The organism is Serinicoccus sp. JS2-9 (assembly GCF_059025165.1).
Genome location: NZ_CM180091.1, coordinates 94824 through 110770 on the forward strand (window position 1 = coordinate 94824; position 15947 = coordinate 110770).

The following is a 15947-nucleotide window of genomic DNA, read 5'->3' on the forward strand; positions in this document are numbered from 1 at the left end:
GTCACCACCACCGCAGCAGGCCGCGCCGCCACACGTGCAGCAGGGCGACGACGAGGACCCCGATGAAGATCGCCATCTCGACCAGGCTGGCCGCGCCGAGGTCGGAGCGGATCACCAGCGCCCACGGGAAGAGATAGACCGCGTCGACGGCGAAGACGACGTAGAGCAGGGCATACACGAGGTAGCGCACGCTGCCCTGCTCCCAGCCGGAGCCGACCGGGTCCACACCCGACTCGTAGGTCGTGACCTTCGCCGGTGTCGGATCGCTGGGCGCGAGCAGTCGGCGGGCGCCGAAGGCGACCGCGACCAGGGCCACCCCCAGGAGGCTGACCAGCGCGACGACGAGGTAGTCGGACATCGAGGTCAGCCTAGTCGTCGGGGTCCATCAGGAGCTGGAGGCCAGCCTCGGTGATGGTGGACGCGCGCATCTCGTCGATCTCGTCGGCGCGCCGGACCTGGACGACCAGGACCCGGCCGGTGTCGGGGCTCGAGTCGGAGTCGGCCGCCGACTCGACATAGAAGGAGAACGCCAGGACGCCGGGTGCCGACCCGCCCTTGAAAGCCTGGTAGGACACACCCGCCACGGGGCCGATACCGGGGTTGGCGGACAGGATGTCGCGCACCGGCGACCCTGGCTCGGTCCTGGCTTGCTGCTGCAGCCGCGCGTGCAGCCCGCAGATCTCGGCGCCGGTGAGGAACCAGTCGACGCCCACCTCCCACCGCGGCTCGGTCACCGTGGCGGGATCCAGGTCGAGCTCCTCCGGGAGGTCGGCGAGGATCGCCTCCCGCGTTTCGGGGACCGCGGCCTCGGCCCACCGGTTGCGCACCTCCGTGTCGACCTGCCAGCCGAGCTGGAAGAACTGCCGGGTCGTGGCGACCGGCATGATCCGGGTGGCGTCCACCCCCGCCTCGGTCGCTGCCGCGCGCAGGGTCGGCTGACCGACGGCGGTGACGAGGAGGTCGGTGGCGGTGTTGTCGCTGATCGAGATCATGAGCCCGGCCGCCTCCCGCACGGTGACGGTCGAGCCGGGCTCGCGGTCCTGCAGCACGCCGGACGGCAGGCTCGTGTGCTCGGCGGTCAGGGTCAGCTCGTCGTCCCAGGCCAGGTCACCGGCCGCCACGGCGTCGGCCACGGCGCTGAGCACCAGCAGCTTGACGACGGATCCGCTGGGGACCGGCTCTCCACCGGGCTCGACCCCGGCCGTGGTGTGCACGAGCTCGCAGCCGCCCTCGGAGACGCGCCCGACGACCACCTGCGTCTGCCCGCCGAGCTCGTCGTAGACGGTGTCGAGCTGCGGCCACCCGGCGACGTCCGGGGGCTCGCCGGAGGTGTCCGGCTGGAAGAGCAGGGTCTGCACGCGACCCTCCTCGTCCAGGCCGATGGTGAGGACCACGGGCTGCTGGCTCGAGGCCAGCGACAAGGACGCGATCCGGCCCACCCCCTGGCTCTGGTCGGCGCCGGTGACGGTATAGGGGCCGCGCTCCCGCAGCTGGGTGAGGACGCGGGCGAACTCCACCTGCGTCACCTGATCCAGGAAGGAGGGCGCCAACCGCTTCGCGATGTCCGTGGCCGTCGGGCCCTCGGCGCCGGGCTCGAGCAGTCCCAGCACCCACTCGACCTGGGCGCGCAGGTCGTCGTCGGTGAGCTGCTCGGCGAGGTCGACGGCCTCGGAGGGCTCGGGGGCGGGTGCCGTCGCGGCCTCGTCGTCCGCGGGAGCGGTCGTGGTCGAGGCGTCGTCCGGGGTGGCGGTCTCGACGACGAGGGGTGGGCTCGTGGTGGTGGCCACGTCGTCGTCGTACTCCCGCGTGCACCCGGCGAGCAGCACGGAAGTCACGAGCACCCCGACGAACGGCCGCCGCACGTCACACCTCCTTGGTCCACCACTATCACAGCACGAGCGACCAGGCGGGAGGCGACGGCTCACCGCCCGAGGAGCAGCCCCGGACCGGGACCGGCGGCTCAGGCGCGGCGGAGGGCGTCGGCCGCCTGCACGGCATACCCTCCGCCGAAAAGCAGCACGTGCACCAGCAGCGGCACGGTCTGGAAGGCGGCGACCCGGTCCTCCCAGCCGTCGGCGAGCGGGAAGTCCTCGACGTAGGCCGCGTAGACGCGCCCGCTGAACCCCCCGAAGAGCTGCATCATCGCCAGGTCGACCTCGCGATGGGCGTAGTGCGCGCACGGATCGATGAGCCAGCTGCGACCGTGGTCGTCGACGAGCCGGTTGCCCGCCCAGAGATCCCCGTGGACGAGGGTGGGCGGCTCGAGGGGGCCGAGGGCGTCGGGACGCGCCAGGAGGGCTTCGGCGTCGGCGAGCGCCGAGGCGTCGAGCTGGCCGCGGTGCACGGCCAGGCGGGTGAGCGGCACCACCCGGCGCTCCAGCCAGGACTCGGCGAGCGTGTCGCACGCGGTGAGGTCGACCGGGCAGTCGCCGAGATAGGCCGTGGGCTCACCGTCGAGGGAGCCGTAACGCCGCCCCGTGGTTCGGTGCAGTGCAGCGAGCTCGCGGCCGAAGGCCTCCTCCGAGGCGGCGGTCCGGGTACCCCCGGTGGGGACGCGGTCGATCGTGATGCCTGCGTCGTTGACCGCGCGGACCTGCGGCACCCTGGCCCCGGCAGCAGCCAGGGTCCACAGCCCCAGCGCCTCCCGGTCGAAGAACAGCGGCGGGGCGCCCGCGCGGGTCTTGGTGAAGGGCTCGGCCTGCGACATCGCCATCGCCCCAGCCTCTCAGGCCCGACCGTCGAATTCGACCACCCGAGGTGTCGCCATGACACGAGTTGCCGTGGTCGAATTCGGGGAGCCCCAGAGGATTTCGACCACCCGGAGTGTCGCCATGGCAGGACAAGGTGTGGTCGAAATCGCCGGTCGGGCCTGAGAGGCTGGCCCCATGCACCTCATGACGGTCTGCCTGGGCAACATCTGCCGCTCCCCCGCCGCGGAGGCGATCCTGATCCGCGCACTCGAGGAAGCCGGGCGAAGCGACGTCACGGTCAGCTCGGCCGGCACCGCCGACTACCACGTCGGCGAGCGCCCGCACCCGCAGTCGGTGGCCGAGGGCGAGAGCCGGGGGTATGCCTTCACCAGCCGGGGTGCGCAGTTCGAGGCCGGCGACTTCGACCGCGCGGATGTCGTCCTGGCGATGGACTCCTCCAACGAGGACGACCTGCTGGCCCTGGCCCGCACCCCGCAGGACGAGGCCAAGGTCGTCCGCCTCGGCGCCTTCGCGAGCGACGCCGACGAGGGCGTGCGGGACGTCCCCGATCCGTGGGGTATGCCGCGCGAGGCCTACGTCGCGATGTACGACCAGCTCGAGGACGCGGTGGCCGGGCTGGTCGCCGCTATCCAGGACGGCCGGGTGGACGAGATCGTCGCCGCCCGGCGCACGGTGCGCTAGCGGGCCCCGAGCCCGGCCCCCGTGAGACCGCGGTCGGGCTAGCACGACCTTCATCGCCATAATTCCCGATGCAGGTCGTGCTAGGCCGACCACACTCCGAGGGCGGGCTGCAGTCGTGGGGTGCGGCCCGGGGCAGCCTGGGCGTGCGATGCTGGATCGATGCACGAGCAGGCACGCGCGACGCTGCAGGCCAAGGAGGCCGACATCGTCGAACAGATGGAGACCCTTACCCGGCCGCAGCAGGACCAGGGGAGCATCTCCTTCGGCAAGCGGGTGGGGGACGGCACCGCCATGGCCGTCGACCGACTCACCGCGGTCTCGGCGCACGACACCCTCTCGAGCCTGCTGGACGAGGTCCGGGCGGCGCTGGCCGCGATCGACGACGGCAGCTACGGCCGCTGCCGGGTGTGCGGCGACGTCATCCCGGAGGGCCGGCTCGAGGCCCGGCCGTGGGCCACGACGTGTGTCCGCCACGGCTGAGCACCGGGTCACTCCTCCCTGACGACGGCCATGAGCTGACTCAGCTCGGCCTCGGCATCCACCTGCGCGTGCTGGTCCTCCAGCCGGCTGACCTCGGCCGTGAGCATCCCCACCTCGTCGGCGTCCGTCGCCACGGCATCCCAGAGCACGACAGCATGCACGCGGATCCCCGGCGACGACGCGGTGAGCGACTGCCCCATGCCGGCCAGCGTAGTCCGTCAAACACCACCTTTAGGGGAGAGTAACCTTGTCTATTGACATGTCTGCTACTCCACTCCACCAGCTCCAGCGCGTCGTCATCCGTTTCGCGGGGGACTCCGGCGACGGTATGCAGCTCACCGGCGACCGCTTCACCTCCGACACGGCGGCGCTCGGCAACGACCTGTCGACGCTGCCCAACTTCCCGGCCGAGATCCGCGCGCCTCAAGGGACCCTGCCGGGCGTCAGCTCGTTCCAGGTGCACTTCGCCGACCACGACATCGCCACGCCCGGTGACGCGCCCGACGTCTTGGTCGCGATGAACCCGGCCGCGCTCAAGGCGAACCTGCCCGACCTCCCGCGTGGCGCGACCATCATCGTCAACGCCGACGAGTTCACCAAGCGCAACCTGGCCAAGGTCGGGTATGCCGTGAGCCCGCTCGAGGACGACTCGCTCGCCGACGCGGGATATCACGTGCACGCGTTGCCGCTGACCTCGATGACGGTCGAGGCGCTCGCGGACATCGAGGGGCTGACGCGCAAGGAGAAGGAGCGCGCCAAGAACATGCTGGCGCTGGGGCTGCTGTCCTGGCTCTACTCCCGCGACACCGAGTCGACCGAGGCCTTCCTCCGGGCGAAGTTCTCCGCCGCCCCGGAGATCCTCGAGGCCAACCTCACCGCGCTGCGCACCGGCCACGCCTACGGCGAGACCACCGAGGACTTCGCCGTGCGCTACCAGGTGGCGCCGGCCCCGATGACGCCCGGCACCTACCGCACCATCACCGGCAACCAGGCGCTGGCCCTGGGGTTGGTGGCCTCGGCGCAACGCACCCGGTTGCCGCTGGTGCTGGGCTCCTACCCCATCACGCCGGCCTCCGACGTGCTCCACCAGCTCTCCGCGCTCAAGGCGCACGGGGTCACCACGCTGCAGGCCGAGGACGAGATCGCCGCGGTCGGTATGGCGCTCGGCGCCAGCTTCGGCGGCGCCCTCGGCGTGACGACGACCTCGGGCCCCGGCCTGGCCCTGAAGTCGGAGACGATCGGGCTGGCCGTGGCCACCGAGCTGCCGCTGCTCGTCATCGACATCCAGCGCGGCGGGCCGTCCACCGGCCTGCCCACCAAGACCGAGCAGGCCGACCTGCTGCAGGCCCTGCACGGCCGCAACGGCGAGTCGCCGGTCGCCGTGGTCGCCGCCCAGTCACCGACCGACTGCTTCGACGCGGCCCTGGAGGCGGTCCGGATCGCGACGACCTACCGCACCCCGGTCATCCTGCTGTCCGACGGCTACCTGGGCAACGGCTCCGAGCCGTGGCAGATCCCGACGGCGGCAGACCTCCCGGACCTCACGGTCACGCACGCCACCGAGCCCAACGCCACCGACGAGAAGGGCCAGCCGGTCTTCCACCCCTACCTGCGCGACGAGACCACCCTGGCGCGGCCGTGGGCCGTGCCCGGGACGCCGGGCCTGGAGCACCGGATCGGCGGCATCGAGAAGGCCGACGTCACCGGCAACATCTCCTACGACCCCGCCAACCACGACCGGATGGTCCGGTTGCGCCAGCTCAAGATCGAGGCGATCGCGGACTCCATACCCCCGCTGGAGGTGGACGACCCCAGCGGTGAGGCGCGCGTGCTCATCCTGGGCTGGGGCTCGACCTACGGGCCGATCGCTTCGGCGACCCGGCTGGTGCGTGCGACTGGCGCCAAGGTCGCCCGGGCGCACCTGCGCCACCTCAACCCGTTCCCCGCCGATCTGGGCGAGGTCCTGCGTCGCTACGACCGCGTCGTCCTGCCCGAGATGAACCTCGGCCAGCTGGCGCTGCTGCTCCGCGGCCGCTACCTCGTCGACGTCCGCAGCCACACCGCGGTCCGCGGCCTGCCCTTCTCGGCGGGCGAGCTGGCGCAGGTGATCCACGAGAACCTCTTGGAGGTCCAGTCCGAGGAGGTGAACGCATGACCACCACCGACCTCGGCCTCCCGAGCCGGCTCGGCACCGATGGCGTGCCCACCCTCGCCGAGGGCGAGAAGCAGACGAAGAAGGACTTCACCTCCGACCAGGAGGTGCGCTGGTGCCCGGGCTGCGGCGACTACGCCGTGCTCGCGGCGGTGCAGGGCTTCCTGCCCGACCTGGGCCTGCGCCGGGAGAACATCGTCTTCGTCTCCGGCATCGGCTGCTCGAGCCGGTTCCCCTACTACCTCGACACCTACGGGATGCACTCCATCCACGGGCGTGCCCCGGCGATCGCGACCGGCCTCGCCACCGCCCGTGAGGACCTGTCGGTGTGGGTGGTGACGGGTGACGGCGACGCGCTGTCGATCGGCGGCAACCACCTCATCCACGCGATGCGGCGCAACGTCAACCTCACGATCCTGCTGTTCAACAACAAGATCTACGGCCTGACCAAGGGGCAGTACTCCCCCACCTCCGACGTCGGGGCGGTGACCAAGTCCACCCCGGCGGGGTCGGTCGACCACCCCTTCAACCCGGTGTCGCTGGCGCTCGGCTCCGAGGCGACGTTCGTCGCGCGGACCATGGACTCCGACCGGGCGCACCTCACCGAGGTGCTCAAGGCCGCCGCGGCCCACCGCGGGACCTCGCTGGTCGAGATCTACCAGAACTGCCCCATCTTCAACGACGGTGCCTTCCAGCTGCTCAAGGACCGCGACGAGGCGACCGGGCGGGTGGCGCACCTGCGCGCCGGTGAGCCGGTGCGCATCGGGGCCGAGGGCAGCGACGAGGCCAAGGTCGTCGCCCGCGACACCGCGGGCCGGCTGCACGTCATACCGGAGCGGGACGTGCCGGCCGACCAGACGGTGGTCGTCCACGACCCGGCCGACCCCGACCCGACCCCGGCCTTCGCGCTCTCCCGCCTCGACGACCCCAGCATGCAGACCGTGCCCATGGGCATCTTCCGGCAGGTGGAGCGGCCGACCTACGACGACAGCGTCCGCGAGCAGGTGGCCGCGGCGTCCGCTGACGCACCCGCCGCGGGCGCCGAGGCAGCGGCGCGGCTGGACGTCCTGCTGCGGGGTCGCGACACCTGGACCGTCGACGGCACCCGGCCGGGCGAGGTGGAGCAGACGCTCGAGGGCGAGACCACCGAGGGGCCCATCCCCGCAGCCGGCGAGGCGTTGGTCGAGGAGGGTGACGAGGCCTTCGAGGAGTGATGCGTAGACTCCGCTGAGTGACGGAGGAGGAGGCGGCGCGGCGGCGTCAGCAGGGCACCGCCTACGGCTTCCTCGCCTACCTCCTCTGGGGGATCTTCCCGCTCTACTTCGCCACCCTCCGGCCCGCCGGGCCGTGGGAGATCGTGGCGCACCGGATCGTGTGGACCCTGGTGCTGTGCGGGCTGATCCTGCTCATCCGCCGCGACCTGCGGTGGATGCTGGAACTGGCGCGCACGCCGCGCCGGCTGGTCGGCGTCGGTGTCGCCGGTGGGCTCATCGCGACCAACTGGGGGATCTACACGTATGCCGTGCTGTCCGGCCACGTCACGGAGGCCGCGCTCGGCTACTTCCTCAACCCGCTGGTGACGGTCGCCCTCGGGGTGGTGATCCTGCGCGAGCGGCTGCGCCCCCTGCAGTGGGCCGCGGTGGTCATCGGCGCCGTGGCGGCGGTCTACCTCACGATCGACTACGGCTCGCCGCCGTGGATCAGCTTCGCGCTGGCCTGCTCGTTCGCGCTCTACAGCCTGCTCAAGAACCGGCTCGGAGTCTCGCTCTCCGCGCTGCGCTCGCTCATGGGCGAGAGCCTGGCGATCCTGCCGGTCGCCGTCCTCATCCTGTGGTGGCTGGCGCGCACCGACGCGACCACGTGGGGCGGGCACGGCGCACTGCATACCGCACTGCTCGTCTCGACCGGGGTGGCGACCGCGGTGCCGCTGCTGCTCTTCGCCGCCGCCGCGAGCCGGGTGCCCCTGTCGACGGTCGGGCTGCTGCAGTTCCTCACCCCCTTCCTCCAGCTGCTCTGCGGCGTGCTGCTGCTCGGGGAGACGGTGCCCGCCTCCCGGTGGGTCGGCTTCGGCCTGGTCTGGGTGGCGCTCGTCGTGCTCTCGGCCGACCTGGTCACCCAGGTGCGCCGCAGCCGCCGCTCCCGTCGCGGTCCCCCGAACCGGGACGACCGCGATCACCGCAATAACCAGGATCACCGCGACGACCGGGATCACCGCGGCGATCGCGGCGACCGGGATCACCGCGGCGACCGCCACGACCCCGAGCACGACCGCCCCGACCTGGCCGACCCCGCCCCCTGCTGACTGGCCGCGCGGTATGCCGTGACTGGCCTCGCCATATGTCGTGACTGGCCGCGCGAGATGGCGTGACTGGCCGCGCCATATGTCGTGACTGGCCGCGCGAGATGGCGTGCCCTGCGCCTACCGTGCGGTCGGTCACAGCAAACCGTGCGGCCAGTCACAGCAAACTGCGCGGCCAGTCACGACATACCGTGCGGCCAGTCGGGCTGAGAGCAACCATGCGCGACGCTCGGTGGGCAGATGCACATCGTGCAAGTTTGCACGGTGTGCACATTTCGGTATGCTCGTGGTCGTGCCACCGCGAAACTCTCCCTCACCTGCGGTCGAGCAGGCCGCGTCCGCCGAGACCACCCCTCCGGGTCGGCGGGAGCTCAACAAGGCTCGGACCCGCGACGCCATCGTGGGCGCCCTGCGTGAGCTGGTCGCCGAGGTGCCGGCCGAGGACATCACCGTCGAGCAGCTCGCCGAGCGTGCCGGCATCTCCCGGCGCACCTTCTTCAACTACTTCGGGAGCATCAGCGCCGTCCTCAGCGACGTCTTCGCCGAGCACGCCGCAGGCATGGTCGCCGAGCTCGACCCGGAGCAGCTCGTCACCGACCCGGTCGCCGCGCTGCGCCGGCTGGTGCGGTCCGGCGGGATCCCGGCCGACTTCATCGGGTGGCTCGACGACCTCAACTGCCACCAGTCGGCGGAAGCCGGCCACGTCCTCCTCGAGCGGACCGTCTGGGCCGACATGGCGGCCTGGTTGCGCGAGCAGCTGTATACCCTCCGCCCGGACGCCGACCCGCTCTTCGTCGCGACCCTGGCCTCCTCCGTCATGAGCTGCTTCCAGGCGGCCGAGGAGGCCTGGGTCGAGGATCCCGCGCGCCCCGAACCAGGCAGCGCCGCCGACACCAGCGCCTTCCACGACCACCTGGACCGCGCCCTGGGCCTGCTGGCCTCGGGGTGGCGCTCCGAACCCCGCTGACCTTCTCCCCGAGAGGACCCTTCGTGGCTACCCTTCTGCACCGACTCGGGCGCTGGTGCGCCCGGCACCGGCTCGGCGTCATCGCCATCTGGGCCGCCGTGCTCGCCCTGACCGTGACCGGCATGGCCACCCTGGCCAAGCCGCTCTCCAACGAGTTCTCCATCCCCGGCAGCCGGTTCGAGGCCGTCCTGGAGACGCTCCAGGAGGAGATCCCGGAAGCGGCGGGCACCACCGGGACCGTCGTCATCCGCAGCGACGAGCCGTTCACCGCCGCCCAGGAGGAGGCGGTGGCGGATGCCGTCGAGAAGTGGGAGACGCTGGACGGCGTCACCTCCACCGACCCCTTCGAGGCGCAGGCGCAGCTGGACTCCGCCGAGGATCAGATCAGCGACGGCGAGTCCGAGCTGGCCGACGGGCGAACCCAGCTGGAGGACGGTCGCGCCCAGCTCGAGCAGGGCCGTGAGGACCTGGAGCAGGCACGAGCCGAGCTCGAGGACGGTCGCGCCCAGCTCGAGGACGGCCAGGCCGAGCTCGACGCCCAGCGCAGCCAGCTCGAGGCAGGGCAGGCCGAGCTCGACGCCCAGCTGGAGCAGCTCGAGGCCGGCGTCGCCGCCGGTCAGGTGCCGCCGCAGGCGGAGGAGCAGGCGCGCGCCGAGATCGCGGCCGGCCAGGCCGAGCTCGACGCGGGTCGCGAGCAGCTCGACGCCGCCCAGGCGGAGATCGACGCGAACCGTGAGCAGTTGGAGGCGGGCGAGAGCGAGATCTCCGAGGGCGAGACCCAGCTCGAGGAGAGCGCCGCCGAGCTCGAGGAGGGCGAGGCCGAGCTGGCGCAGGGTGAGGAGGACCTCGCGGCCGCCCGCCGCGCCGCCGAGCTCACCGACGGCTTCCGGGTGGTCAACGAGGCCGGCACGGTCGCGCTGACCCAGGTCTCGGTGGCCGACACCGAAGGCTTCATCCCGCCGGAGATCACCGAGGCGATCCAGGAGACGGGCAACGGCCTCGAGACCGACGAGCTCGGCCTCACCGTGGACTTCTCCAAGGAGATCACCGACGACCTGTCCAGCCTCCTGGGCCCGGGCGAGATCATCGGCCTGGTCATCGCCGCGGTCGTGCTCATCGTCATGCTCGGCAGCCTCGTCGCCGCCGGCCTGCCGATCCTCATGGCGCTGGTCGGCGTCGGCGTCGGTCTGACCGGGGCCCTCGCCCTCTCGCAGTGGGTCGACCTGCAGTCGATCACCCCGGTCCTGGCCCTCATGTTGGGCCTCGCGGTCGGGATCGACTACTCCCTCTTCCTCATCAACCGGCACCGGCAGCAGCTGCGCCACGGTATGCCGCTGCGGGAGTCGATCGCGCTCGCGGTCGGCACCTCCGGCAACGCCGTGACCTTCGCCGGCCTCACCGTGATCATCGCGCTCGTCGCGCTCACCCTGACCGGCACCCCCTTCCTCGGGATCATGGGTCTGGTGGCGGCGGCCACCGTGGCGATCGCGGTGCTCGTGGCGATCACCCTCACCCCGGCCATGCTCTCCCTCATCGGTGAGCGGGTGCTCCCCGCCAAGGACCGTTCCACCGCCGGCAAGCACGAGGCCCACCAGCGGTCGCCCGAGGAGGAGTCGGCCCGTGCGGCCGACACCTCCCGGGGCTGGGGTGCCCTGGTCCAGCGGCGGCCCTGGCTCGCCATCGTCGCGGTGCTGGCCATCGTCGCGGGACTCGGCTGGCCCACCGCCCAGCTGCGGCTGGGGCTGCCGGACGGCAGCAGCGAGCCGGCCGGCTCCACGGCCTACACGACCTACGACACGGTCCGCGACGAGTTCGGCGCCGGCGCCAACGGGCCGATCCTCGTGGTGGCCGAGCTCGACGAGCCGGTCGCCGAGGGAGACACCCCGCTGCTCACCATGCAGTCCGACCTGGCCGAAGACCTCGGCGCTGTCGAGGGTGTCGTGCAGGTCCTGCCGACTGGTGTCAACGACGACCGGGACGTGCTCGCCTTCCGCGTGCAGCCCGAGGGGGGGCCGGCCGAGCCCTCCACCGAGGCGCTGGTCGACCGGCTCGGAGCAGTGACCGGCGAGATCGGTGACGCCCACGACGCCACGCTCGGCCTCACCGGGCAGACGGTGGCCAACATCGACATCTCCGAGCAGCTGGCCGACGCCCTGCCCATCTACCTCGTGGTCGTCGTGGGGCTCTCCATCATCCTGCTGCTGCTCGTCTTCCGGTCCATCCTCGTGCCGCTGCTGGCCACAGGAGGCTTCCTGCTCAGCGTGGCCGCCGCGTTCGGCGTCGTGGTCGGCGTCTACCAGCTCGGCTTCGCCTCAGGCTTCTTCGGGGTCAACGAGGCCGGCCCGATCCTGTCCTTCCTCCCCATCCTGCTCATCGGGATCCTCTTCGGGCTGGCCATGGACTACCAGGTCTTCCTCGTGTCGTCGATGCGCGAGGAGCACGTGCACGGCAAGGATGCCCGCACCGCCGTGGTCACCGGCTTCAACGCCAGTGCACGCGTCGTCACGGCGGCCGCGATCATCATGGTCTCGGTCTTCGCGGGCTTCGTCTGGGCGCACCTGACGATGGTCCGGCCGATCGGCCTGGGGCTCGCGGCCGGTGTGCTGGTCGACGCCTTCCTCGTGCGCATGACACTCACGCCGGCAGTGCTCTCCCTCCTGGGTGAGAAGGCGTGGTGGCTCCCGCGCTGGCTGGACCGGCTGCTCCCCGACGTCGACGTGGAGGGCGCCCAGCTCGAGCGCAGCCTCGGGTACGACGAGACGGGCGAGCGTGCCGACACCGACGGCGGCACCGCCGCCCAGACCGGTCCCGACACCACGTCGGGCACGCAGGACGGCGACGCCGGCGCAGGCGACGAGAACCGGCCCAGGGCTCAGGAGGCCGGGTCCTCCCCGCGCCGCTGACCTGCGGCCTGCAGCACCGTCCGGGCGCCGGCCCGCGCCACCTGCTCACCCTCGGTGATCTGGAGCGCGAGCCGGCGCCCGTCGCGTCGGTAGACCACGAGCCCCGGGCCCCCGGGCCCCGCGATGTAGGCCGTACGGTCCGGCAGGATGCGCAGCCCGATCCCGCCCCACCGCATCGGGTCCAGGTCCTGCACGTCGGCGCCGGCGATCTCCTCGACGGGCACCGTGGTGACGGGCAGCGGCACCGTCCGACCGCGGACCAGCAACCGGTCGGCGTCGACCTGCACGACCACGGAGGACCAGGCCAGGGCGAGTGCCCCCGAGCCCAGGCCGGTGACGGCCAGCAGGAGGACCAGGGTCCAGCTCTCCCCCACCCAGGCGATCGCGAGGCAGGCCACGACGAAGAGCCCGATCAACCCCCACCCCACGACGCGCAGCGTGGTCGAGGACACCACCGTCTCCCAGAGGGCCACCGGGCGCACCGCCGCGCCCCGGATCGGCTGCACCCGCGAGCGCTCCGGCACCAGGTCATCCAGGTCCTCGCGGGTGGGGCGACGGCGTCCGTGCAGGAGATAGCCGACCGCACCCGCCGCGAGCCCCCCGACGATCGCGAGCAGCGCCCACCACTCGCGCACCTGGTCCGGGCCGTCCACCCCCACCCGCCAGACGGTCACGGCATACACGAGCACCGCGCACCACCCGACGGCGGCGGCCACGGTCAGGATCCACCGCCCCCAGGCCGGCGGGACCATGCGCTGGAGCACGGAGGTCAGGGCGGCGAGCACCGCGCAGACCGCGGTCGTGGTCAGGATCGCCGACGTGAAGCCGGGGCCGCTGCTCCAGCCGTCCGGCGTGCGCCCCGTCCAGTGCGTCGGCACCCGCTCGGGCGCCGGGAGCGCGGCCACGAGCAGCAGCAGGAGCGCCAGAGGGAGGATCGCCCACACTCCGGCCAGGGCACGTCTCACGTCTCGTTCCTCTCGTCACTCGGGAGGACCAGGGTATGCCGTGAGTCCCGGACCCCCGTCCGTCACCTGATCGACGTCGCACCTTCACTTCGCGGTCGACCGCCGAAGCGGGGGCGCGGCATAGGTTCGGGAAGGTACGGGGGTCGAGATGGCGAGACCTCCGCTCCTGCTCGCCCGACTCGGAGGATCCCATGAGCACGCCCACCGCCCGCCGCAGCCTGCTGCCGCTGCTCACCGCTGCGGCCCACGTGACCAACCGCAGCGCACAGACCTGCGAGTACCGCTGCGGGAACCAGTGCGCCCAGCCGGTGCCCAACACCAGCGACAACACCTACTTCGGCGACATCGCCACCTCGGTGCTCTCCCGCCGCCGGTTCCTGCAGGCCGGCGCCGCGGGCACCTTCGCCGCCGTCGCGGTCGCCTACGCCGACGCGACCCCGGCCGCGGCCGACACCCGGGGCCTGGACGAGTTCGGGATGATCCCCGCGACCCCGGCCGACGTCGACGACGTGATCGTCCCCGACGGCTATGACTGGGCGCCGATCATCAGCTGGGGCGACCCGCTGTGGAGCGACACCGCGGAGTTCGACTTCGACGCCCAGACGCCGGAGAAGCAGCGGCGCCAGGCCGGCTACAACTGCGACTATCTTCACCTCACCCGGGGCAACGGCCGCAACACCAGCACCAGCTACGGCCTGCTCGTCTTCAACAACGAGTACACCAACGACAACCTCATGTTCCGCGACTACACGTCGGCGGGCGACCTCACCGTGGAGCAGCTCGAGATCATCATGGCGGCGCACGGCATGACCATCGTCGAGGTCGAGCGCCGAGGTCCGAAGACGCCCTACTCCTACCTCACGGACGGCGCCCGCAACCGGCGCATCCACACGCATACCCCCTTCACGGTGGACGGTCCGGCCGCCGGCTCCCCGATGCTGCGGACGGCCGCCGACCCCGCCGGGCGGACCGTCCTGGGCACGCTCAACAACTGCGCCGGAGGAGACACCCCCTGGGGGACGATCCTGTCGGGCGAGGAGAACTTCAACCAGTACTTCACGAGGCCGTCGCCGACGAACTTCGCGACGTAGAGGTCGCCCTCGGACAGCAGCCGCATGTTGTGCGCCTTGTCGCGCCTGGAGTAGCGGTCCTTCGACACGAACTTGTACATGTAGTCGAAGCGCTCGTCGTCGCCCATGTAGGCGACGGCGCGACCATCCTCGGCGAGCCGGATCGTGGCACCCTCGTGCTTGAACCGGCCGAGTGCGGTGTGCTTGACGGGCGTGGAGTCCGGGTCGTCCGGGTCGACCTCGACGATCCAGCCGAAGCGGTTCACCTCGTTCGGGTGGTCGGCGACCAGGAACCGCTCGTCCGCCCGCTCCCAGCCGCGGCCGCCGCTGGTGATGCCGTAGCGGGCCAGGGCGCCATCGCTGTCGTCGGCGCCGGTGGCGTTATGCCGCGCTCACCAACAACACGCGGCGCGCCCCCACACAGATCGACGAGGCCAACCCGCGCGCCAACAACAAGTTCGGCCACATCATCGAGCTGACCGAGGCCGGCGACGACGCCGCCGCGCTGACCTTCACCTGGAAGATCGTCCTCGTCGCCGGCACGCCGGACGACCCGAGCACCTACTTCTACGGCTTCGACACAAGCCTGGTCAGCCCGATCTCGTGCCCGGACAACGTCACCTTCGACTCGGCCGGCAACCTGTGGATCTCCACCGACGGGCAGCCGGGCACGATCGCGGCGTGCGACGGCCTCTTCCTCATGCCGCTGGAGGGCGAGCAGCGCGGGCGGGTGCGGCAGTTCCTGTCGGTGCCGGTCGGGGCAGAGACCTGCGGCCCGGTCGTGCACTGGGACGAGCGCTCGGTCCTGGTCTGCGTGCAGCACCCGGGCGAGGTCGACGGCGCCTCGCCGACCAACGTGGTCAGCCAGTTCCCGTACCTGGGCGACGGCCAGCCCCGCCCCGGCGTGATCCAGGCCTACCTCACCGACCCGGGCGCTGCCAAGCGAGGCCGTCGCCGCGACGGCGCCTGAGCCCTCGCCTGACCGCAGAATTCTCCCACCCGGATCGTCGCCAGGGCGACGATCCGGGTGGTCGAATTCAGGGTGGTGGCGCCGGTAGGGTGAGGGCGTGGCAGACGCGTCCGAGGGGCCCGAGCACGAGCTGCTCCTGCTGCTGGAGGACCGTGACCGGATCGCCCGAGACCTGCACGACCTGGTCATCCAGCGGCTCTTCGCCCTCGGCCTGGGCCTGCAGTCCACCGCGCGTCGCTCGGACGACACCGCGGTGCGAGCGGCCCTGGAGGACGCGGCCCAGGAGCTGGACCAGACCATCCGCGACATCCGGGCCACCATCTTCGAGCTGCGGCACCAGCCGGGCCGCACCTCGTTCCGGGCCGACCTGCGCGCGCTCGCCGAGTCCTACGCGCCGACCCTCGGGTATGCCCCCACGGTGCGGCTGCACGGGCCCCTGGACTCGGTCGGCGACGACGACCTGCACACCCAGACCCTCATGGTGGTGCGCGAGGCGCTCTCCAACGTCGCTCGGCACGCCCGGGCGACCGCGGTGCAGGTGACGGCGGAGGCCCGGTCGGGCGTGCTGTCGCTCAGCGTGCGTGACGACGGCGTCGGGATCGAGCCCGACGCCGTCGAGAGCGGCCTGGCCAACGTCCGGGCCCGGGCCGCCGAGCGCGGCGGCGCGGTCACGCTGCGCCGCACCACTCCGCACGGAACCTGCCTGCACTGGCAGGTGCCGCTGCCCGGGTGACCCGGGCGGCGGCACC

At 72.1% G+C, this 15947-nt stretch carries 15 protein-coding genes and 1 pseudogene; 10 read left to right on the forward strand and 6 right to left on the reverse strand.

The window, feature by feature from the left end; translation table 11 throughout:
• Position 1: 1 nt before the first annotated feature.
• From AC5PYY_RS00530 to AC5PYY_RS00540, 3 genes are all read right to left on the reverse strand, one after another.
• Complete coding sequence (locus tag AC5PYY_RS00530; protein ID WP_010146337.1) at positions 2 to 358, reverse strand: NADH-quinone oxidoreductase subunit A; 357 nt, start codon at positions 356 to 358, stop codon at positions 2 to 4.
• Positions 359 to 368: 10 nt separating this feature from the next.
• On the reverse strand, positions 369 to 1862 hold the full coding sequence (locus AC5PYY_RS00535; RefSeq protein ID WP_493897897.1) for a serine hydrolase: 1494 nt from the start codon (positions 1860 to 1862) through the stop codon (positions 369 to 371).
• Positions 1863 to 1960: 98 nt separating this feature from the next.
• A complete protein-coding gene (locus AC5PYY_RS00540) occupies positions 1961 to 2713 on the reverse strand; it encodes a fructosamine kinase family protein (RefSeq protein ID WP_493897898.1) in 753 nt (250 codons plus the stop codon).
• A gap of 172 nt (positions 2714 to 2885) precedes the next feature.
• Here AC5PYY_RS00540 and AC5PYY_RS00545 point away from each other — a divergent pair, with 172 nt between their 5' ends.
• Together AC5PYY_RS00545 and AC5PYY_RS00550 are read left to right on the forward strand one after the other, a co-directional pair.
• Positions 2886 to 3392, forward strand: a complete 507-nt coding sequence (locus AC5PYY_RS00545) for a low molecular weight protein-tyrosine-phosphatase (protein WP_493897899.1) — start codon at positions 2886 to 2888, stop codon at positions 3390 to 3392.
• A 159-nt stretch (positions 3393 to 3551) separates the two neighbouring features.
• Positions 3552 to 3872: a TraR/DksA family transcriptional regulator gene (locus tag AC5PYY_RS00550; protein ID WP_493897900.1), complete on the forward strand. Its 321-nt coding sequence runs from the start codon at positions 3552 to 3554 to the stop codon at positions 3870 to 3872.
• 8 nt (positions 3873 to 3880) lie between these two features.
• Here the strand turns inward: AC5PYY_RS00550 and AC5PYY_RS00555 are convergent, their stop codons facing one another.
• Entirely contained in the window at positions 3881 to 4072 is a 192-nt protein-coding gene (locus tag AC5PYY_RS00555; RefSeq protein ID WP_493897901.1) for a hypothetical protein, read from the reverse strand.
• Between the two features lie 59 nt (positions 4073 to 4131).
• Between AC5PYY_RS00555 and AC5PYY_RS00560 the strand changes: the two genes are divergently transcribed.
• The 5 genes from AC5PYY_RS00560 to AC5PYY_RS00580 all read left to right on the forward strand — a co-directional run bounded on the left by AC5PYY_RS00560 (position 4132) and on the right by AC5PYY_RS00580 (position 12193).
• Entirely contained in the window at positions 4132 to 6027 is a 1896-nt protein-coding gene (locus AC5PYY_RS00560; RefSeq protein ID WP_493897902.1) for a 2-oxoacid:acceptor oxidoreductase subunit alpha, read from the forward strand.
• A complete protein-coding gene (locus tag AC5PYY_RS00565) occupies positions 6024 to 7238 on the forward strand; it encodes a 2-oxoacid:ferredoxin oxidoreductase subunit beta (RefSeq protein WP_493897903.1) in 1215 nt (404 codons plus the stop codon). The genes AC5PYY_RS00560 and AC5PYY_RS00565 overlap by 4 nt, the downstream gene beginning before the upstream one ends.
• Before the next feature lie 17 nt (positions 7239 to 7255).
• The gene (gene rarD / locus AC5PYY_RS00570) at positions 7256 to 8326 is read left to right on the forward strand and encodes an EamA family transporter RarD (protein WP_493897904.1); all 1071 of its coding nucleotides are present in this window, start codon (positions 7256 to 7258) and stop codon (positions 8324 to 8326) included.
• 289 nt (positions 8327 to 8615) lie between these two features.
• Complete coding sequence (locus tag AC5PYY_RS00575; protein ID WP_493897905.1) at positions 8616 to 9290, forward strand: TetR/AcrR family transcriptional regulator; 675 nt, start codon at positions 8616 to 8618, stop codon at positions 9288 to 9290.
• A gap of 23 nt (positions 9291 to 9313) precedes the next feature.
• On the forward strand, positions 9314 to 12193 hold the full coding sequence (locus tag AC5PYY_RS00580) for an MMPL family transporter (RefSeq protein ID WP_493897906.1): 2880 nt from the start codon (positions 9314 to 9316) through the stop codon (positions 12191 to 12193).
• On the opposite strand, the gene AC5PYY_RS00585 is transcribed toward AC5PYY_RS00580, so the two are convergent.
• Positions 12163 to 13158 carry a hypothetical protein gene (locus AC5PYY_RS00585; RefSeq protein ID WP_493897907.1) on the reverse strand — a complete coding sequence of 332 codons (996 nt, stop codon included), beginning with the start codon at positions 13156 to 13158 and terminating at the stop codon, positions 12163 to 12165. The two genes, AC5PYY_RS00580 and AC5PYY_RS00585, sit on opposite strands and share 31 nt — an antisense overlap.
• A gap of 476 nt (positions 13159 to 13634) precedes the next feature.
• Here AC5PYY_RS00585 and AC5PYY_RS00590 point away from each other — a divergent pair, with 476 nt between their 5' ends.
• Entirely contained in the window at positions 13635 to 14249 is a 615-nt protein-coding gene (locus tag AC5PYY_RS00590) for a PhoX family protein (RefSeq protein WP_493899299.1), read from the forward strand.
• Here AC5PYY_RS00590 and AC5PYY_RS00595 read toward each other — a convergent pair.
• A pseudogene (locus AC5PYY_RS00595) lies at positions 14225 to 14578 on the reverse strand (PhoX family protein); the annotation flags it as partial. The gene AC5PYY_RS00590 and the pseudogene AC5PYY_RS00595 overlap by 25 nt on opposite strands.
• 74 nt (positions 14579 to 14652) lie before the next feature.
• On the opposite strand from AC5PYY_RS00595, the gene AC5PYY_RS00600 reads away from it, so the two are divergent.
• Both AC5PYY_RS00600 and AC5PYY_RS00605 read left to right on the forward strand, forming a co-directional pair.
• Positions 14653 to 15198 (forward strand): PhoX family protein, encoded by a 546-nt coding sequence (locus AC5PYY_RS00600; protein ID WP_493899300.1) that lies wholly within the window; start codon positions 14653 to 14655, stop codon positions 15196 to 15198.
• 97 nt (positions 15199 to 15295) lie between these two features.
• On the forward strand, positions 15296 to 15931 hold the full coding sequence (locus AC5PYY_RS00605; protein ID WP_493897908.1) for a sensor histidine kinase: 636 nt from the start codon (positions 15296 to 15298) through the stop codon (positions 15929 to 15931).
• Positions 15932 to 15947 lie beyond the last annotated feature (16 nt).